This is a genomic window from Rhizobium sp. C1 (assembly GCF_021026335.1).
Taxonomy (GTDB): Bacteria; Pseudomonadota; Alphaproteobacteria; order Rhizobiales; family Rhizobiaceae; genus Ensifer_A.
The window spans coordinates 555,158-575,404 of record NZ_JAJNCY010000001.1 but is presented as its reverse complement, the minus strand read 5'-3'; the positions used below and the strand labels follow the sequence as shown (position 1 = coordinate 575,404).

Annotated in this window: 16 protein-coding genes; 1 reads left to right on the top strand and 15 read right to left on the bottom strand. The window is 61.4% G+C overall.

Going from position 1 to position 20,247, the window contains the following annotated elements; genetic code table 11:
• Nucleotides 1-125 precede the first annotated feature (125 nt).
• The 9 genes from LQK83_RS02880 to LQK83_RS02840 form a co-directional block, all read right to left on the bottom strand.
• Nucleotides 126-1,733: a glycoside hydrolase family 43 protein gene (locus tag LQK83_RS02880; protein ID WP_269065154.1), complete on the bottom strand. Its 1,608-nt coding sequence runs from the start codon at nt 1,731-1,733 to the stop codon at nt 126-128.
• 5 nt (nt 1,734-1,738) lie between these two features.
• Entirely contained in the window at nt 1,739-2,791 is a 1,053-nt protein-coding gene (gene mgrA / locus LQK83_RS02875; RefSeq protein ID WP_230835772.1) for an L-glyceraldehyde 3-phosphate reductase, read from the bottom strand.
• Between the two features lie 73 nt (nt 2,792-2,864).
• Nucleotides 2,865-4,004, bottom strand: coding sequence for a Gfo/Idh/MocA family protein (locus tag LQK83_RS02870; protein ID WP_230835771.1), 1,140 nt, complete (start codon nt 4,002-4,004; stop codon nt 2,865-2,867).
• Between the two features lie 11 nt (nt 4,005-4,015).
• The gene (locus LQK83_RS02865) at nt 4,016-4,780 is read right to left on the bottom strand and encodes a sugar phosphate isomerase/epimerase family protein (protein WP_230835770.1); all 765 of its coding nucleotides are present in this window, start codon (nt 4,778-4,780) and stop codon (nt 4,016-4,018) included.
• A 92-nt stretch (nt 4,781-4,872) separates the two neighbouring features.
• Nucleotides 4,873-7,335 carry a beta-mannosidase gene (locus LQK83_RS02860; protein ID WP_230835769.1) on the bottom strand — a complete coding sequence of 821 codons (2,463 nt, stop codon included), beginning with the start codon at nt 7,333-7,335 and terminating at the stop codon, nt 4,873-4,875.
• Nucleotides 7,336-7,405: 70 nt separating this feature from the next.
• A complete protein-coding gene (locus LQK83_RS02855) occupies nt 7,406-8,491 on the bottom strand; it encodes an ABC transporter ATP-binding protein (RefSeq protein WP_230835768.1) in 1,086 nt (361 codons plus the stop codon).
• 4 nt (nt 8,492-8,495) lie between these two features.
• Nucleotides 8,496-9,422, bottom strand: a complete 927-nt coding sequence (locus LQK83_RS02850) for a carbohydrate ABC transporter permease (protein ID WP_230835767.1) — start codon at nt 9,420-9,422, stop codon at nt 8,496-8,498.
• A complete protein-coding gene (locus LQK83_RS02845) occupies nt 9,422-10,321 on the bottom strand; it encodes a carbohydrate ABC transporter permease (RefSeq protein WP_230835766.1) in 900 nt (299 codons plus the stop codon). Before LQK83_RS02845 ends, LQK83_RS02850 begins: the two co-directional genes overlap by 1 nt.
• Before the next feature lie 92 nt (nt 10,322-10,413).
• The gene (locus LQK83_RS02840) at nt 10,414-11,649 is read right to left on the bottom strand and encodes an ABC transporter substrate-binding protein (RefSeq protein WP_230835765.1); all 1,236 of its coding nucleotides are present in this window, start codon (nt 11,647-11,649) and stop codon (nt 10,414-10,416) included.
• Nucleotides 11,650-12,084: 435 nt separating this feature from the next.
• Here LQK83_RS02840 and LQK83_RS02835 point away from each other — a divergent pair, with 435 nt between their 5' ends.
• Nucleotides 12,085-13,137 (top strand): LacI family transcriptional regulator, encoded by a 1,053-nt coding sequence (locus LQK83_RS02835; protein ID WP_230835764.1) that lies wholly within the window; start codon nt 12,085-12,087, stop codon nt 13,135-13,137.
• Nucleotides 13,138-13,152: 15 nt separating this feature from the next.
• On the opposite strand, the gene LQK83_RS02830 is transcribed toward LQK83_RS02835, so the two are convergent.
• From LQK83_RS02830 to ccoG, 6 genes are all read right to left on the bottom strand, one after another.
• Nucleotides 13,153-14,004, bottom strand: coding sequence for an MBL fold metallo-hydrolase (locus LQK83_RS02830; protein WP_230835763.1), 852 nt, complete (start codon nt 14,002-14,004; stop codon nt 13,153-13,155).
• Entirely contained in the window at nt 13,997-15,418 is a 1,422-nt protein-coding gene (gene gndA, locus LQK83_RS02825) for an NADP-dependent phosphogluconate dehydrogenase (protein ID WP_230835762.1), read from the bottom strand. The genes LQK83_RS02830 and gndA overlap by 8 nt, the downstream gene beginning before the upstream one ends.
• 77 nt (nt 15,419-15,495) lie before the next feature.
• Nucleotides 15,496-15,651 carry a cbb3-type cytochrome oxidase assembly protein CcoS gene (ccoS, locus tag LQK83_RS02820; protein ID WP_230835761.1) on the bottom strand — a complete coding sequence of 52 codons (156 nt, stop codon included), beginning with the start codon at nt 15,649-15,651 and terminating at the stop codon, nt 15,496-15,498.
• Nucleotides 15,648-17,942, bottom strand: coding sequence for a cation-translocating P-type ATPase (locus LQK83_RS02815; RefSeq protein ID WP_230835760.1), 2,295 nt, complete (start codon nt 17,940-17,942; stop codon nt 15,648-15,650). The genes ccoS and LQK83_RS02815 overlap by 4 nt, the downstream gene beginning before the upstream one ends.
• Nucleotides 17,943-17,966: 24 nt before the next feature.
• Entirely contained in the window at nt 17,967-18,458 is a 492-nt protein-coding gene (locus tag LQK83_RS02810) for a FixH family protein (RefSeq protein WP_230835759.1), read from the bottom strand.
• Entirely contained in the window at nt 18,458-20,074 is a 1,617-nt protein-coding gene (ccoG, locus tag LQK83_RS02805; RefSeq protein WP_230835758.1) for a cytochrome c oxidase accessory protein CcoG, read from the bottom strand. Before ccoG ends, LQK83_RS02810 begins: the two co-directional genes overlap by 1 nt.
• Between the last annotated feature and the right edge of the window lie 173 nt (nt 20,075-20,247).

Sequence of the window (20,247 nt, the reverse complement as noted above, 5' to 3'; positions counted from 1 at the left end):
CAGCCAGCCCGCGTCTGCGGGCTGAAAGAACTCTTCAAACGGAGTGAGAGATCAAGGAGTCTTACGCGCGCTGGACAGCGCGCACTGGATGCCGGATCAAGTCCGGCATGACGGAGTGTCTGGCTTCACAACACCCGATACGTAAACCCGTCAAAATCCGCGGGCTTGCCATGCCCTGTGATGTCGAAGGCAAACATCGCGGCAAAGGCGCCGGTGAAGGAGCCATGTTCGTTCAAGCCGCCACCCTCGTCAGATATCACGCTCGCATCGAGAACCGGCCCGACTGGCAGCCATTCGCCCTCACCCGCCTTGCGCCAGAAGAACTGCAGGTCATTGTCGCGGACCTCCATTGCCAGATCGAGAACACCTTCAGGCACCGACACGCCCATGCCGATCGGGTATTCCAGCTTGCCGGTCGGATAGGCGCCGGGGCAGGACAGAATGATGAGCGATGCGCCCAGTTCCTCATCCCAGGAAAGACCCAGCGCGTGGAACTTGAAGCGGCCGTAGTAATGCGTCAGCCCCGCGACATGCTGGTAGGTCTCTGCCTTGAAATCGAGCGTGGTTTCGGCGCGGAAGGAATGATGTTCCTGCCGGCGCCCGACCAGCCCCTGCTCGAACCAGTTGCCGATGCTCTGGCGGCCGAAGATGCGGAGGTATCCGGGCCGTTCCGTCAGCGAGAAGATGCGCTCCGGATAAGGCGTGCGCAGCCACTGGAATTCCATCGGCAGCTTGGCATCGTCGAAGGTCTGGACGATCTCGGTCGGCTTCGGGTTCTTTTTCGCTCCGGTCGGCGACTGCACCTCGACCGAAGGCACCTGCCCGCCCTCGGCAAGATAGAGCCACCCATCACGCCACTCGACCTTCTGGATCGACGTTTCGCGGCCCAGCGTGCAACGGCGATTGGGGGCCAGCGGACGGCCGCAGAGATGGGTGTGGTAGAATTGCCCGTCCGGCGTCTCGACATATTGCCCATGGCCGGCGCGCTGCAGCGGGGCATTCGGGCTGTCCTTGGAGGTAATGACATAGAGGTTCGGGTGATCCTCATACGGCCCCTCGATAGTGCGTGACCGCGCCATGGTGACCGCATGGGTGTAACCCGTGCCGCCTTCCGCGCAGGTGAGATAATACCAGCCGTCGCGCTTGAAGAGGTGCGGCCCCTCGACCAGACCAAGCGGCGTGCCGGAATAGATGTTGCGCACCGGCCCAACCAGCTTGCCGGCCTTGGCATCATATTCCTGCAGCACGATGCCGTCGAAGGCAACATGGCCCTTGGAATGGCGGGCCTCTGGTCGGTGGTTCCACTGCTGGTTCACGAACCACTTGCGCCCGTCATCGTCGTGGAACAGCGATGGATCGAAGCCCGAGGAGTTGACGAAGACCGGGTCTGACCATTCGCCCTCGATCGTCGGAGAGGTCACGATATAGTTCGGCGCATCCTTGAACGAGCCCTCGAAACGCTTGACGTCGGTGAAGACCAGCCAGAACTGCCCGTCCGCATAGGACAGGCACGGCGCCCAGATGCCGCAGCTATCGGGATTGCCGAGCATGTTGAGCTGGCTAGGCCGCTCCAGTGGTCGGCGCACAAGGGTCCAGTTCACCAGATCGCGCGAGTGATGGATCTGCACGCCGGGAAACCACTCGAAGGTCGAGGTCGCGATGTAATACTCATCGCCGACGCGGCAGATCGACGGGTCCGGGTTGAAGCCGGGAAGAATGGGGTTCTGGATCATGACGCTCACTTCTTCTTGCGCGGCGGGCCCTTGCGCTCGGCAGAGGCGGCCCAGAGATTGATGTCGGCTTCGCGGGCGTAAGTGTCGATTTCGGCGAGTTCCGCATCGGTGAAGTCGAGATTGTCGAGCGCGGCGACGCAATCGATGACCTGCGCGGCGCGGCTCGCCCCGATCAGCGCCGAGGTGATGCGGCCCCTGCGCAGGACCCAGGCAATCGCCATCTGCGCCAGCGTCTGGCCGCGCTTCTCAGCGATGCGGTTCAGCGCACGGATATTCTCGATATTCTTCTCGTTGAGAAAATCCGGGTTCAGCGACTTGTCCTGTGCGGCGCGGCTCGCATCCGGAATGCCGTTGAGGTATTTCGACGTCAGCATGCCCTGCGCCAGCGGCGAGAAGACGATGGAGCCGACGCCGAGTTCTTCCAGCGTGTCGACCAGCCCGTCCTCCTCGATCCAGCGATTGATCATCGAATAGCTTGGCTGATGGATGAGACACGGCGTACCGAGATCGTTGAGGATCGCGACAGCCTCGCGCGTGCGCTTCGAATTGTAGGACGAAATCCCGACATACTGCGCCCGGCCCGATCGCACGATATGATCAAGCGCGCCGCAGGTCTCTTCGAGCGGCGTGTCGGGATCAAAGCGGTGCGAATAGAAGATGTCGACATAGTCGAGGCCCATCCGCTTCAGCGATTGGTCGCAGGACGCAATCACATATTTGCGGCTGCCCCATTCGCCATAAGGGCCCGGCCACATCAGATAACCGGCCTTGGAAGAGATGATCAGCTCGTCGCGATAGCCCGCGAAGTCGGTCTTCAGGATGTCGCCGAAGGCCGTCTCGGCGCTGCCGGGTGGCGGGCCGTAATTGTTGGCGAGATCGAAATGCGTGATGCCGAGATCGAATGCCGTGCGGCAGATGTCACGCTTGGTGGCCATCGGCGTATCCTCGCCGAAATTGTGCCAGAGCCCCAGCGAGATCGCCGGAAGCTTCAGGCCGCTCTTGCCGCAGCGGTTATATTTCATCTTCTCGTAGCGGTTTTCGGCGGGCTGCCAGGCCATGATGTCATCCTTGAGCTATAACAGGGAAAGCCGCGCCTGTTCGGGCGCGGCTCGAAGCTTTGAAATGAAGGTGTCAGCGCATCAGCGCTGCCGCCTCCTCCATGGTGAAGGGCGCGGGCTGGGTGCATTTCGTGCCGATATCGACCGAACGCTTCTCCTCCGCCGACTTCAGGATCGAAAGCAGCACGTCAACGACATGCAGCGCGCGATCCAGCGAGCAGCGATGCTCGCGTCCCTCCTCATGCGCCGCCATCATGTCAGAAAGACCGGCGGCGCGATAGTTGGCGAGCATGCGCCCGTCCTGCGTCTGGAACTTGGCACTTGTCAGCGGATGGTCCCAAAGCTCCACCGCTTCGAAGCCCTTGCCGCCGCGCTGCGCCATCTCCACCGAACCGCCGAAGAAGTTCGGATCCGGCACATGCAGGGCGCCGTCAACACCATAAAGCTCCATGTTCGTGTGCTTGTTGGCAATGACGTCCCAGCTGCCCATGAGCGCAATATGCGCGCCGTTCTCGAATTCGAGGATGGCGTGAATATTCGTCGGGGTCGAAACCGGCACGGCTTCGCCATTGCGCGGACCGTTGCCGATGACGCGCTCGGAGCGTGCCATGTTGGCCATAGCCATCACGCGTTTGACCGGACCGACCAGGTTGACGAGGTTCGTCACATAGTAAGGCCCCATGTCGAGGATCGGCCCGCCGCCGGGACGGAAGAAGAAATCCGGGTTCGGATGCCAGGCTTCCATGCCGGCGCCCAGCACATGCGCCGTGCCGGACATGACCTTGCCGATGGCGCCGTCGTCAATCAGCTTGCGGGCAAACTGATGCGCGCCGCCGAGGAACGTATCCGGCGCCGAGCCGACACGCAGCCCCTTGGCGTCTGCGATCCTGCGAAGCTCTTCGCCTTCCTCCACGGAGAGCACGAAGGGCTTCTCCGAATAGACATGCTTGCCGGCTTCCAGCGCGCGCTTCGACATCGCAAAATGCGCTTCCGGGATCGTCAGGTTGACGATGACATCCACCTCCGGATCAGCTAGCAGCGCCTCGACCGTTTCCGCGCGAACGCCAAATTCCGCGGCGCGCGCTTCGGCCGCTGCCGGGTTGATATCGGCGCAGGCCACAGCCTTGAGGTTCTTGAACAGCGGGATCAGCTTGAAATAGGCGGCGGAAATGTTTCCGCAGCCTAGGATCCCAACTCCATATTCACGTGCCATGACTGCAATCCTCAATACGTCTTGAACGAAGCGATCGAGCGGCTGACCATGCGCTTGAGATCGTTCGGGTTATCGTGTTCAGCAATGTAATATTTCGCGCTTGTGGTCTCGCGCAGGAACGGCATGAGCTTCGCCCACGGCACGACGCCATGGCCGACATCGGCCCAGCCGCCCTCGTCCGCAGCCTCACCGGCCGGCGCAATGTCCTTCACATGGACGGTTAAGACCTTGTCCTTGTACTTTTCAATCCAGGCAAAGGGGTCGGCCTTGCCGCGGACGATCCAGGCGATATCGGCTTCCCAGTCGAGATCCGGCGCGCCTTCGAAGATACGATCCAAGACGACCGAACCGTCTTCGAGGGCCGCAAATTCGAAGTCGTGGTTGTGCCAGGCAAAACCGAAACCGGCGGCGCGATAGGGCTGACCGGCCTTCTGCAGCCGGCGGCCGAAATCCGTCCAGCCTTCGACCGAGTTGGGACGCTGGTCGGGCATCAGGTAGGGGCAGATGATGATCTCCATGCCCACGGCCTTGGCGAAGGCGATGACCTTGTCCGGATTCTGCTCCAGCGCGTCGATGGAGAAATGGCCGGTCGGCATCGCCAGACCGTTGGCGTCGAGCTGCGCCTTCAGCGCCTTGCCGGCAGCCTCGTCGGCATCGCCATAGACGCCACCGAAACCTTCGGCATAGGAATAGCCATTGGCGGCCAGAAGCTTGAAGACGTCTTCAAGCGGCGGATAGTTGCGCGAGCTGAAAAGCTGAAAGCTGAACTTTTCCATGGGGTAACTCCTCCTCGTTGTATTGTTTCCGTTACGTCAGCCGGCATCCTTGGGCGATGCCGCCTTACGGGCGCGGTCAGCGCCCGAAAAGATTAGCCGGCGTAACAGCTGTGAAGATCCAGCACGCTGAACTGCGGCGCGACGGCCAGACGGTTCGCGGGCGTGAAGATGACGGTCTTGGTTTCTCCGGCGGTCAGGTCGAAGGCATTGTCGGAATAGCGCCCCTCGCAATCGGCCTCGAGCATGACATGCAGCGCCAGTCCCTTCGCGGTGACCCGCACTTCGAACACGCCGCCCGTGAAGGGCTGCACGTCGATTGCGAGACCCGAAGGCTTCAGGTCCAGCGACTTGTAGGTCGCAGTCGCATGATGCCCCTCACCCGTCATGCCGTTGGCGGCGGTGAAGGACCAGAAGAGCAGCATGTTTTCCGGAATGTCGGCGCGGGTGATCGTCGCAGCGGTCACCGCCCGGTCGGCAGGTGCCACACAGTCGAAACGGCGGAACGGCCGCCGCTTGCCGGCGAGATCGACCAGCCAAGTCTCGATCTTGACGGTCGTGTCCTCCAGCGTGTCGTTGACCACGGAGAGCGCAATCTCGCTCTCGTCCTCGGACGGGATCGCCGCCACGGCGACCTGCTGGAAGAAGCGGCGCGCCATGTAATGCATCGCTTTCCAGCCGCCGCCGTAATCGAGGCTCGCCCAGGAGGCGACCGGCCAGGTGTCGTTGAGCTGCCAGTAGAGCGTGCCCATGCAATGCGGCTTCAGCGACCGCCAGAAATCCACCGCCGTGCGGATCGCCAGCCCCTGCTGGACCTGGCTGAGATAGACGAAGGACGGGAAGTCCTTGGGGAAGCGGAAATAGCGGAACATCGTCCCCGCAATCCGCTCGTTGCCACCGGCATTCTTCTGGTGCGATTCCATCACCGGAGAAGCGATGTTCATGTCCGCCTGATCGGCAAACTGCCGGATCACCGGCATGGACGTATAGGACTGGAAGCCGAATTCCGAGCAGAAGCGCGGGCGCACGGTCCTGTAATTGTCGAACGACTTGTTCTCGTGCCAGACCGACCAGTAATGCATGTCGCCCGAGCCATCGGCGTGCCAGGCATCGCCGAAGTCTAGATAGCCGGATGCCGGGCTCGACGGCCACCAGATGAGATCCGGCCCTGCCTCCTTCAGCGCCACCTCGATCGTCCGGTTCAGCCGGTCATAGGAGACGAGATAGCGGTCGCGATTGTTGCGGGTGACATCGAACCAGCCGAGCGCGCCGATCAGTTCGTTATCACCGCACCAGAGCACAATGGAGGCATGCGACGAGAGCCGGCGCACCTGATAGAGCACCTCCTCGCGCACTTCGGCGAGGAAATCCTCGGTCGAGGGATAGATATTGCAGGCGAACATGAAGTCCTGCCAGACCATCAGCCCCTTGGCGTCGCAGAGATCGTAGAACCAGTCCTGCTCGTAGAACCCGCCGCCCCAGACGCGGATCATGTTCATGTTGGCGTCGACCGCCGACTGAAGCAGATCCTCGGTCTTGGCCTCGCTGGTTTTGGAGAACAGCGCATCGGCCGGAATCCAGTCCGCGCCACGGCAGAAAATCTCGCGGCCATTGATGCGGAAGGCAAAGCGGCTGCCCGCCTCGTCCTTGTCCGTCAGCAGCTCGACCTTGCGGATGCCGATCTTGCGGCTGACCCGCTCGCGCGTCGTCTCGACGGCGAGATCGTAAAGCGCCTGCTCACCCGAGCCCGCCGGCCACCAGAGCTTAGGCTTCTCGATACGATAGATCTGCGTGACTTTCGTCAGCCCCTTGCCGACCGAGCAATCCAGCCGGTCGCGCTCGCCGTCGAAGGTGAGATAGAGCGGCACGACACCAGGCTCGAACGCATGCAGCGTGACAGTTACGGTGACATCCACCGCGCCATTGTCGTGATGCGTCTGCCGCGCCTCGACATGCTCGATCCGTGCCGGCTCCATGCGCTTGAGCGCAACCGTGCCGTAAAGCCCCAGCGGTGCCAGCGCGATATTCCAGTCCCAGCCGAAATCACACTGCGCCTTGCGCAGCAGATTGCCGTTCGGGATCGGTGAGTTGCCTTCATGATGCGGCACGAAGAAAGGCTGCAGCGCCTGCCGCCGCGCGCCTTCGGTCACCGAGGAGTGAATGACGATGCGGATTTCGTTGCGGCCCACTTTCAGCGCGTGGCTGACATCGGGACGATAGCGCCGAAAGACGTTCTGCGCCTTGAGCACCACGGTATCGTTGATCGAAACGGTCGCGACCGTGTCGAGATAGTCGATATCGAGATACCAGCCTTGCGCGCCGGCGCTGTCACCCAGCTCGAAGATACGCGTCAGCACCCAATCCTTCTCGGCCAGATGCCGGAGCTTGTATTCGTTGCGGCCGTAATAGGGATCGGGGATCAGCCCCGCGCCTTCCAGCGCCGAATGAACATCGCCCGGTACGGTCATGTCGACCGAGGGAAACCCCTCCGACGCCACATGCCATTCGCCCGAAAGATCAACGCAATCCTTCTCCGCCCCGACCCATTCCACCGGCATCGCACTCACCCTGTCACGTTTTCAAGATGGAAGACGGGCGCAAGCCCGCCGACCCTGTCAGAACACGAACTCAGATCCGCAGCTCGCTTTCGGCATCGAAGAGCGAAGCCACGCCCATGTCATAGGACAGCCTCAGCTGCGTGCCCGGCCTATAGCGCCGGCTCCCGCCAATGCGCACGGACATCGACTGACCGGCATGCTTCAGCCAGATCAGATTGTCGGCGCCCATCGGCTCCTCGATCTCCACGACGGCCTGATGTGTGTTGCCCGCCTCCGGCCCATCGACCGTTATGTGCTCCGGACGCAACCCCAGCACCGCTTTCGTCCCCGGTTGCAATAGGCCCTTGGCCTTGTAGCCATCGAGCATGAAGGTCACCCCATTGGTCACGAAAGCCGGGCGGCCCTCTGCGGTCGTGATCTCGCCCTTGAAGAAGTTCATCGCCGGCGAGCCGATGAAGCCCGCCACATAGAGGTTCTTCGGCTCGTTGTAGATCGTCATCGGATCGTCGAGCTGCTGAATGACCCCGCCACGCATGATAGCGATGCGATCGGCCAGCGTCAGCGCCTCGATCTGGTCATGGGTGACGTAGATCATCGTGTTCTTGAGATTCTGGTGCAGGCGCTTGATCTCGACGCGCAGTTCGGAACGCAGCTTGGCATCGAGGTTCGACAGCGGCTCGTCGAACAGAAAGACATCCACATCGCGCACCAGCGCACGGCCAATGGCGACGCGTTGACGCTGACCGCCGGAAAGCGCCGCAGGCTTGCGCTGCAGGAGCGGGCCGATCTGGAGGATTTCGGCGGCGCGCGCCACGCGCCGGTCGATCTCGTCCTTCGCCATGCCGGCAATGCGCAGGCCGAACGAGAGGTTCTTCTCCACCGTCATCTGCGGATAGAGCGCATAGGACTGGAACACCATGCCGATGCCGCGGTCCTTTGGCTCTTCCCAGGTGACGTTCTTGTTCTTGATGAAGATCTGCCCGTCCGTCGGTTCGAGAAGGCCTGCTATGCAGTTGAGCAAAGTGGACTTGCCGCAGCCCGACGAGCCGAGAAGAACGAGAAACTCGCCGTCGCCGATGTCGAGATTGAGCTTGTCCAGCACTGTGATCGCGCCGAATTTCAGCGTCAGGTCCTTGACCGAAACACTCGTGTTCATTCGATTATCCCTTTACAGCGCCGGCGGCGATGCCGCGCACGAACAGTTTGCCGGAGACGAAATAGACGATCAGCGGCACAAGCCCCGTGATCAGCGTCGCGGCCATGTTGACGTTGTATTCCTTGACCCCCTGAACGGAGTTCACGATGTTGTTGAGCTGAACCGTCATCGGATAGGTGTCCGGCTTGGTGAAGACGACGCCGAAAAGGAAGTCGTTCCAGATACCGGTGATCTGAATGATCATCGCCACCACGAAGATCGGCAGCGAGATCGGCAGCATGATCCGGAAATAGATGTTCCAGAACCCCGCCCCGTCGACACGCGCCGCCTTGAACAATTCCTCCGGCAGTGCGGTGAAATAGTTCCGGAAGAGCAGCGTCAGGATCGGCATGCCGAAGACCGTATGCACGATGATCAGGCCCTGAAGCGTTCCATAGACCCCGAGGTCTCGCAGGATGATGACCATCGGATAGAGCATCACCTGATAGGGAATGAAGGCTCCGACGATCAGGATCGTGAAGAAGAGATCAGCGCCCTTGAACCGCCAGTTGGCCAGCATGTAGCCGTTGAGCGAGGCGACCGCGATCGAGATGATGACCGATGGAACCGTGATGATCACGGAATTCCAGAAGCCGCGCGAAAGCCCGTCGCAATTCAGACCCGTGCAGGCCTGCGACCAGGCCTTGACCCACGGCTCGAAGGTGATTTGCACTGGCGGAGCAAAGATGTTGCCAAGCCGGATTTCCGGCATGCCCTTCAGCGATGTCACGATCATCACATAGAGCGGCAGGATGTAATAGACGGCGGCGACGACGAGCGTGCCGTAGATGATGATGTTGCGGCGGGAAAAGGCCTTTTTCGGCTTGGCGCCACGCGGTTCTGCGCCCGTGCTCGTGCCCAAGTTGGTGTTGGTGGAAGAAATGGCGGTCATCAGCGTGCCTTTCTGCCGGAGAATTCGAAATAGGCCCACGGAACGACGATGACGATCACGCTGACCAGCATCATGGTCGAGGCCGCGAAGCCCTGGCCGAGATTCTGCGAATAGAACATGAGGTCGTAGACGTATTTCGCAGGGACTTCGGATGCCCCGCCCGGTCCCCCGCCCGTCTGTGCGACGATCAGATCGTAGACCTTGATGATGCCGGAGCCGATGAGCACAAGCGTCGTGACGAAGACGGGACGCATCATCGGGATGATGATGAACACATAGGTCTTCCATGTCGGAATGCCGTCGACGCGCGCGGCCCGCCAGATTTCCTCGTCAATCCCGCGAAGGCCGGCCAGCATCAGCACCATGATCAGCCCCGTGCCCTGCCAGAGACCGGCAATCAGCACACCATAGATCACGATATCGGCATTGTAGAGCGGATCGAAGGTAAAGCTCGTATAGCCGAGGCTGCGCACGATGTGCTGCACCCCGAGATCCGGATTGAGCAGCCATTGCCACACAAGCCCGGTGACGATGAAGGATAGCGCGAACGGATAGAGAAAGATGGTCCGGAACGTGTTCTCGAACCGGATCTTCTGATCCATCGCGACAGCCAGAATGAAGCCGATGACAAGCGAAAAGATCAGCGACAACACGCCGTAAATCGCCAGGTTTTCAACGGAGACCAGCCAGCGCGGCGTGGACCATAGGCGCGTATACTGGTCGAAGCCGACGAAATTCAATCGCGGCAGCAGCTTCGAATTGGTGAATGAATAGACGACGGTCCAGATCGTTCCACCGAGAAAGACGACAAGAGCCGTGAACGCCATCGGAATGGCGGCAATCTTGGCGCTGATATTCTTGAAAAGCGAATTCCTTCGCCTGGGCGCTGCGCGCTCCATCTCCCCTCCTCCCGGTTACGTCTGGCGACGTCCGGCGCTCTTCTTCTGACAGAAACCGGGCCGGCCGAAAGCCGGCCCGAAACGCTCGGCAATCAATCGGCCTTGGCGATAATCGCAGCGTACTGCTTCTGGGCTTCTTCGGGGGTGATGGAGAAGTCGTGCCAGAACTTGTCGATGACGTCCTGAAGCTGGCCGGTCGTGTCCGGCGACAGGGTCTGATTGCCATCAGGCAGGACATTACCCTTCTTGAGGATTTCGAGACCCTTCTTCATGCAGTCATTGGCCGAAGCAAGATCGACGTCGCCGCGAACCGGCAGCGAACCCTTCTTGAGGTTGAAGGCAACCTGCGTTTTCTTGTCCAGCAGCGTCTTAGCCAGAACCATCTGGGCCTTGGTCTTTTCCGGATCCTTCTGCTTGGGGAAATAGAAACTGTCACCGCCGGTGCTGATGATTTCGTTCACGCCGAGCCCGGGAAGGCAGGTATAATCCTTGCCGGCGACCTTGCCCGCCACGGCGAATTCGCCCTGCGCCCAGTCGCCCATGATCTGGGCGGCGGCCTTGCCGGTGATGACCATGTTCGTCGCCTGGTTCCAGTCCTGAACCTTCGTGTCCTTGGACCATTCGCGCGCCTGAGCAGCCGCCTTGAAGATCTTCAGCATTTCCGGACCGGCGGCAAACTTTGCGTCCTTGTCGACATTGACCTTCTTCCAGAGATCAACACCGCCCAGCGCAACCTGCAGAACGCCGAAGAGACCGTTCGACTGCCAGGCCTGACCACCCACGGCGAGCGGAATGATGCCGGCCTTCTGCAGTTCCGGCACATCGGCGACGAACTCGTCCCAGTTTTTCGGAACCGGCTTGCCGATCTTCTCGAAAACCGCGTTGTTCATCCACATCCACTGCCAGGAGTGAATATTGATCGGCACGCAATACCACTTGCCGTCCTTGACGCAGGATTTGTAGAGGCTCGGCGGGTTGATGATCTTGTCCCAGCCTTCGGCCTTGGCGACCTCGGTAACGTCCTGCATCAGGCCGGCTTCCACCAGTTCGTCAGCCTGACGGCCGGTGTTGAACTGCGTCGCGCCCATCGGATCGCCGCCGGTGATGCGGCTGATCATGATCGGACGCGCGACATCACCACCACCGGCAATCGCGCCGTCGACCCAGTGATTGCCGGTTGCGTCGAATGCCTTGGCAAGCTCGGCGACAGCGGCAGCCTCCCCGCCGGATGTCCACCAATGCGTCACCTCAAGATCGGTTGCCTGAGCTGCGCCGACAGAAAGCGTCACGGATGCTGCGAGTGCAGCAGCCAGAGAACGAATATTCATGAGTTCCTCCCTCACTGAAACGTTACCGGAAAAAACCTATGACAAAGTCCGGAAACACGCAACCGGCTCTTCGCAAATTTTTTTCTCCCACCAAATTAATCTCATAACGTGTGCCACAGAAAGGGACGGCGGGCCCGACAAAGGAAGAAACGCACGTTCCAGCATCCACATAAGTCACTGAATACAAGATATTTTTATGAATATGAGAACGATATCACTTTGCGGCGCGAATTCGCGATGCAACAAATAATTGCTGTCACGCGACATTCGGCAAAATTCGCAGATTCGGCTTTTGTGGGGAAATTCCCTCTCGACTTCCGAACTGTAACGTTACAGATTTGAGACGGGATATTTGCGGAGACATGCCATTGACCAAGCACGGCAGAACCTCGAAAATCCGGCGAGTGAAGGCATGGTGTCGCGAAGGAGTGCAAGGTGTCAGGATCGGATCGGGCGAGCGCCGGAAAGGCTCATGCGCCGCAAATTCTGGAAGGCGAACGTCCGACGCTGAAGACGATTGCCTATCTCACCGGTCTGGGCGTCACGACGGTTTCCCGCGCGCTCAAGGATGCACCCGACATCGGTGCAGACACGAAGGAACGTGTGCGCCTTGTCGCGCGCCAGCTCGGCTATCAGCCCAACCGCGCCGGCGTCCGCCTGCGAACAGGCAAGACCAATGTTATCGCCCTGGTGCTCGGCATGGACGCTGAAATCATGTCCATGACCGGACGCATGGTCTACGGCATATCCGAAGTGCTGACGGGCACGCCCTATCACCTCGTTCTGACGCCGCATATCAGCAGCGCCGACCCCATGGTGCCGGTCCGCTACATCGCGGAGACAGGCTCGGCCGATGGGGTCATCCTCTCGCGAACCGAGCCGGACGACACGCGCATCCGCTTTCTGACGGAGCGCAACATACCCTTCGTCACGCATGGCCGCACGGAAATGGGGCTCACGCATCCCTACCACGATTTCGACAACGAGGCCTTCGCCTACAAGGCGGTCGAGAGGCTGGCGGCGCGCGGACGCAAGCGCCTCGCGATCCTGCCGCCCCCCAAGCAGCTGACCTATTCCGGCCACACCATGAACGGCTTCAGACGCGGCCTGCGGGATTATGGTCTGGAAGAGGTCCCCTTCGACGGGATCGACATTGAGGTGCCCGCGGCAGAACAGAAGGACGCGGTCGAAAACCTCATGCGCGGCGCAAACGCTCCCGACGGGCTCATCTGTTGCTCCGGCAGTTCGGCGATTGCCGCGGCGGCAGGCATTGCCTCGTCAGGCAAGGCGATCGGCCGTGAGATCGATATGGCAGCGAAGGAATCCGCGGGCGTCCTGCCGTGGTTCCAGCCGCAGATCATCGCCATGAACGAGGATTTCACCAGCGCCGGCCGGGAACTTGCGCGCGCGCTGCTCGCCCGTATCGCCGGCGCTGACCCGACAAGCTGGCAGAGCATCGCGACATCGACCTGGACGGACGAAACGTGAGAACCGGGATGGCCCTCAGAGGGTAATTTCCAGCCCGTCACGCCCGACGATCAATGCGCCGACATAGGTCTCCGCCACGGCAGCCCGCCAATGCAGCTCCGTAAAATCCGGATCGTCGGCGGGGATCATGTGGTTCAGCGCGAGGCGCTTGACCCCGGCCATTGTCGCAATCCGCCCGACATCGGCGGCAAAGGTGTGAGACGCAATGAGGTGCTCCCGCAACCGTGAGCCGTTGCCGGTCCGGCGGATAATGCTCTCCAGCCCCTCCGGCAGCATCGCCTCGTGAATGAGAAGATCCGCGTCTCTGGCGAAATCCGCAAGCGGCGGATGAAAGGCCGTGTCACCGGAAAAAACGGCGACGCCGGAAGGCATCTCCACCCGGAAAGCGAAGCAATCGGCCAGCGGAGGATGCGGCACGCGCAGCGCCGTGACACGGAAACCGGGCTCATCGAGAACCGGCCCCTCGTCGATCTCCGTGATCCTGACCAGATCGGCAAGAACCGGCCTGCCCTCATCAACGATCCGCGTCGCGATATCGACCGTCAGCGATGCAAGGAAACCATGCCAGACATCGGCCGTGCCCTTCGGCCCATAGACTTTCACAGGCGTCGAAAGACCTGATGTCCAGGCGGTGTGGATGAGCCCGCCCAGCTCCAGCACATGATCGGAATGAAGGTGGGTCACCAGGATGTGACTGAGCCCCTTCAGCGACACGCCGGCATTGACGATGCCGCGCGAAACGCCGAGCGCGCAATCGACTGCGATCACGCGCCCGCCCGTCTCGATCAGGCTGGACGTCGGCGAAGGGCCGCCGGGTCGGATTGCCGGACCGCCCTTGGTGCCAAGGAGAACGATCCGCTCATTCATTCAGGCCGCTACCCCAGGGACCATGGTGGAAGTCCTTGCCGTCGAGACGATCGAAGCCATGCGCCCCGAAGAAGTCGCGCTGTGCCTGGATGAGGTTCGCCGTGCCGCGCGCCTGTCGGTAGCTGTCGAAATAGGACAGCGCCGAGGAGAGCGCAGGCACCGGAAGCCCGGCCGTGACGGCAGCGGCGACCACGCGGCGGAGCGACGGAAGCGCTTCCGTCAACATCGTCGAGAAGGCCGGCGTCATGATGAGGTTCTCGACATCCGGCATGTCCGTGAACGCGCTGGTGATCTCATCGAGGAACTGCGAGCGGATGATGCAGCCAGCGCGCCAGATCTTGGCGATTACCGGCATCGGCAGCGACCAGCCGAATTCCTTCGAGGCTTCCGCCATCACGGCAAACCCTTGAGCATAGGCGCCGATCTTGGCGGCAAACAGCGCCAGTTCCAGATCGTTCAATCCTGCGCCGTCCGCGTCGATCTTGCCTGGAGCCGAGCCGAAGATCTTCTCGGCGGCGACGCGCTGCGACCTCATGGAGGAGAGGACGCGGGCGGCCACTGCCGCCTCGATCGCCGTTGCCGGCACGCCGAGCTGCTGCGCCTCGATAACCGACCACTTGCCCGTGCCCTTCTGTCCGGCCTGGTCGAGGATCATGTCGACCATTGGGCCGTCGCCATGGGGGTCTTTCGCTGCCAGAACCTTTTCGCTGATCTCAATGAGATAAGAGTTGAGACGACCCTTGTTCCAGCCGCCGAAGATATTGCCGATCTCGGAGGCGGACTTGCCGGCGCCGTCGCGCAGCAGGCCATAAATTTCCCCGATCATCTGCATGTCGGCATATTCGATGCCGTTATGGATCGTCTTGACGAAATGGCCCGCACCATCCGCGCCGAGCCACGCGCAGCAGTCCTCGCCGTTGAACTTGGCGGAGATGGAGGTCAGGACCTTCTCGACACGCGCATAGCTTTCCGGCGTCCCGCCGACCATGATCGAGGGCCCATGGCGCGCGCCCTCCTCACCGCCCGAGACACCCATGCCGATGAAGGTCAGGCCCGTGCCGTCCAGCTCCTTGAAACGACGTCGCGTGTCGTGGAAATTGGCATTGCCGGCGTCGATGACGATATCGCCATTCGTCAGATACGGCTTCAGCGCCTCGATCTGGTCATCCACAGGCTGGCCGGCCTTGATCATGATGATGATCGGACGGGGCGGACGGATCGCCGCGATGAATTCTTCCATCGTGTGGCAGGGAATGATGCGCTCGGCGAGTGCGCCGGCCTCGGCGAAAAATTCGTCGGTCTTCTCGGTGGTGCGGTTGAACACCGCAATCTGGTTGCCTTTTTCGGCGATGTTGAGAGCGAGATTCGCCCCCATTACGCCCAGCCCGATGAGACCGATTTCTGCCTTTTCCATGGGGATCACTCCAATGTTTTTATTGGAGCCTTTTTTGGCACTCGATACCGCCCTGGGCAAGAGCAAATCGATTAAGTCTATGCCTCCGGTCGATCGTCGCCGTCGTCGAGCACGCGCCACGATGAGCCTTCGAGATCGTCGTATTGGCCGCTTTTCAGCGACCAGAGGAAGGTCGCGAGGCCCAATCCGCCCATCGCGAGCGCAATGGGGATGAGGTAGATCAACACATTCATGAGGCCACCGCCGGTGTCATGGGTGTCTCCTGTTGCGTCGGGGCGGTTGCCTTCACCCCGCTCAGCGACAGGCGCATGGCGTTGACCACGACAATGATCGAAGACGTCGACATGGCGATCGCGGCAATCAGCGGCGAAGCATAGCCCAGCAGCGCCAACGGCACGAAGACCACGTTATAGGCGATCGCCAGTGCGAAATTCTCCATGATCAGCCGCCCTGCCCGCTTCGAGACCTCAATGGCCAGCGACACGGCCGACAGGCTTTCATGCAGAAAGACGAAGTCGGCAGCCTGACGGCCGACATCGGAGGCCGTCGCGGGCGCCATGGAAACATGCGCCTCTGCCAGCGCCGGAGCATCATTGATGCCGTCGCCCACCATCAGCACCTTGTGGCCGTGTGCCGAGGCAGCCCTGATCTCCGCGACCTTGCCCTTCGGCGTCAGGGCCGAGCGCCAGAAGCCGATACCGAGACGTCTGCAAAGCGCCGCCACGACCCCCTCGCGATCACCGGAGAGGACCGCCGTCTTGAAGCCCCGCGCGGCGAGGTTCGTGATCAGGCCCTGGGCGTCGCGCCGCGTCTGGTCCTCGAACTGGAAGACCGCCATCAGCTGGCCATCCAGCGACAGAACCGTTTCCGGCCCGGCCAAATTGTCTTCGCGGACATCCTGCGCCGCCACGTTCAACGCGAAGGCGCGATGGCCGAGCCGCCAAACGCCCTCCGCATCCGAGGCCTCGACGCCGGAGCCCGGAATCTCGCTGACGGCCGCAAAGCGTGTTACGTCACCCCCGCCCGCTTCTGCCAGCGCCAGCGACAGCGGATGGCGTGAATGCAGCGCCAGCGAAGCGGCCGTCGACAGCACCCTCGCCGGCACCGCGCCCTTGTTGACCAGCTTCGGCTTGCCCAGCGTCAGTGTGCCGGTCTTGTCGAAGACAACGGTATCGATCTCCGTCAGCCGTTCCATGGCGGAACCGTCCTTGACCATGATCCCGTCGCGGAAGAGCCGTCCGGCCGCCACCACCTGCACCACCGGCACGGCAAGGCCGAGTGCGCAGGGGCATGTAATGATCAGAACCGCGATCGCAATCGTCAGCGCATGTTTCCAGTCGCCGCCGAACACGCCCCAGAAGAGAAAGGCGGCGAGCGCCAGAATATGCACCGCCGGCGCATAGATTTCCGCCGCCCGGTCTGCAATACGCCGATAGCGCGCCTTGCCGCCTTCCGCCGCCTCCATCAAGCCGATGATCTCGGCGACGAAAGAGTTGCGCGCCGCAGCCGTCGCCTGCACGACGAGCGCGCCGGTGAGGTTCAGCCCGCCAGCCTGCAGCGCCGAGCCCGTGGCTACAGCCACCGGCAGGCTCTCGCCGCTGACGATGGAAAGATCAAGTTCGCTCGCCCCCGACATCACGACGCAATCGACCGGCACCCGTTCGCCGGCCGCCATCAGCAACCGATCGCCGGGGACGATCTCGTCGATGTTGCGATATTCGCGCCCGCCATCCGTCGTCAGCACGGTCGCTCCACGCGGGCTGAGCCGCGCCAGACCGCTGATCGCCGAACGGGCGCGGTCGCGCATGATGTGATCGAGCGTACGGCCGATCAGCAGGAAGAAGAGCAACGACACGGAGGCATCGAAATAGGCCTCCTTGCCGTGGTTCATCGTCTCGTGAAGCGACATGGCATAGGACAGCGTGATGGCCAGCGCGATCGGCACATCCATGTTCATGCGGCCGTGGCGCAACGCATTATAGGCAGAGACATAGAATGGCCGGCCGGAATAGATCAGCGTCGGCCCGGCAATCGCCGCCGAAATCCAGTGGAACATGTCGCGCGTCGCCGCATCCGCCCCCGACCAGACAGAGACCGAGAGCAGCATGATGTTCATCGCCGCAAAGCCCGCGACCGCCATGGCGCGGATGAGGCCGTTGCGGGTCTGATCCTGCTCCTCGGCAGAAACCGAAAACAGATGGGATTCGTAACCCGCTGCCTCAATGGCCTTGGCAATGACCGAAGGATCGGTGCGCCGGCCGTCAACCTCTTCCCGCCAGACACAGGTGACGCGCCGGGTGGAGAGATTGACCCGGGCGCGTTCCACTTCCGGCAACGCCTTAAGTGCCTTTTCCAGCGTCGTGATGCAGGCGCCGCAATGCACTCCCGGAACAGCCAGATCGGTCTGGCGCAAACCGCCGTCGAGCGGGCGGCTGGCGAGCCAGAGTTCGTCGGTCGGCGGCAAATCGTGGAGCGCCTTTTCGGCATCCAGCGCCGCTTCGGTGCCTGCTGCGCAGCAACTCATGATCTCAAACCTACCTGAATGATGTCACTGACCGGGGAAAACATGAACCCGGATGGCTTCGTGATAGACGACCTCGCCATTGTCATTGGTCTTCAGGTCGACAATCCATTCGCCCACCGGCACGACGTGATCGGTGGTAAAGACCCCGTCGCCCTCGTGCTTGAGGGTGACGGTGAAATCCTGCTTCGTGCCCACCGGACGGTGGAACGACGCCACCACCTCGTCGGCCGGAACCGGCCCGCGTTGCGGATGCGTCAGCACGTAACGGATCCCCTGATGATTGGCCGTCAGCTCGCCGCGAATGCCGGTCGCCGCCATCTCGCGCATATGCTCGGCCTTGGCGTTGAATTCCTGGCTGGCGACGAAGGTATTCTCGGCAACCAGCCCGCTCCACGAATGGGTTGCATACCAGGCCATTGTGAAGTTGACCGCGATGACGGTTCCGAAGAAGGCGATCATGATCGCCAGGAAATGCCAGCCGGTAAATGTCCCGGTCTTGTCGGTTGCGGATGCCATCAGTGATGCTCCCTGTTCTTGACGTCCGCCGGCGCGTTGAAGACCGCCTTGTAGACGTCATGTTCATTGCTGGACTTGTCTTCCGCGACGAAACGGAAATGCTGCTCGTCGTCATGCAGCTGGTTGCGCGGCACGGTCACATAGACCTTCAGCGTCACAGCCTTGTCGGGATCGGCCGGAATGTCGAAGCTGCGGCTATCCGGTTGATCCATGCCGTTGATCTTCATCGTCGCGCCCTCCAGCCCGTCGATGGACAGATTGATGACGCGCGGCTCGGGGATCATGTTGAGGATGCGCACGGTAAACCCGTTGCGGATCGATCCGTCCGATTCCATCACGAACTGCGGATTGCGGTCATGCAGAACATTGACCTCCAGCCGGTCACGCGACAGCAGCGCAACGAGGAGTCCAATGCCGACCGCAGCCCAGACGCCCATGTAGAGCAGCGTGCGGGCGCGGAAGATGATCTTCCAGTTGAAATGCTTGACCTTGTCGTGGAAATGCCCGTCCGCATCGCGCACGATATTCGGATTGATCGCATGCGCACCGTTACCGGTGGCCAGCGCCATATTGGCGTTGTAGTCGGCGAGCGTCGCGTAGGAGATCAGTCCCTTGTCGCGGCCGAGCTTGTCCATGACGCCGTCGCAGGCGTCGATGCAGAGCGCGCAGGTGATGCATTCGAGCTGCTGCCCGTCGCGAATGTCGATACCCATCGGACAGACGACGACGCAGGCATTGCAGTCGACGCAGTCGCCGGCAACCTTGCCTTCTGAAGCAGCCTTTTTGGTACCATGGGTGCGCGGCTCGCCGCGCCAGTCGTTATAGGTGACGGTCAGCGAGTTCTCGTCCAGCATCGCGCCCTGGATGCGTGGCCAGGGGCACATATAGGTGCAGACCTGCTCGCGCATCAGCCCGCCGAAAACATAGGTCGTGCCGGTGAGAATGCCGATCGTCATGTAGGCGACGGCCGGAGCCTGGAAGGTCCAGAGGTCGAGCAGCAATTGCGGCGCATCGGCGAAATAGAAAATCCAGGCACCGCCGGTCGAAACGCCGATCGCCAGCCAGATCGCGTGCTTGGAAACGCGCTTCCAGACCTTCTCGAAGCTCCAGGGAGCCTTGTCGAGTTTGATGCGCTGATTGCGATCCCCTTCGATGAAGCGCTCAACAACGAGGAAGAGATCGACCCAGACCGTCTGGGGACAGGTATAACCGCACCAGGCGCGCCCAACGGCGGACGTGATCAGGAAGAGACCGAAGCCTGCCATCACCAGCAGTCCTGCCACGAAGAAGAACTCCTGCGGCCAGATTTCGATGAAGAAGAAATAGAAGCGGCGATGGGCCAGATCGATCAGAATTGCCTGATCGGGCGCGAACGATCCGCGATCCCAGCGGATCCAGGGGCCGAGATAGTAGATGCCCAGCGTGACAAGCATCACAATCCATTTGAACTGCCGGAAACGCCCTTCCGCGCGCTTCGGGAAGATCTTCTTGCGCGCTTCGTAAAGCGGCTTCCTGATCTTCGCAGAATTGACCGGCTCGGCGTCATGTCGAACAACGTCTTCAGCCGGTGCGTTGCGGGCCTCCTTCTTGGTCTCGTCGGCAGTATAAATGTTCATCGCTGGAATCCCGATTCTGATATGTGCCTTTTCACATCCAGAGCCGAAAGGGACCTTGACTTAAGTCAAGCATGGACAAACTGCCGCATTGATCCCGCAGATGGACACGAAAAAGCCGCGCCTCTTGTGAAGGCGCGGCAAGCGGCATGACAACGAATTATCATGCTGGAGAG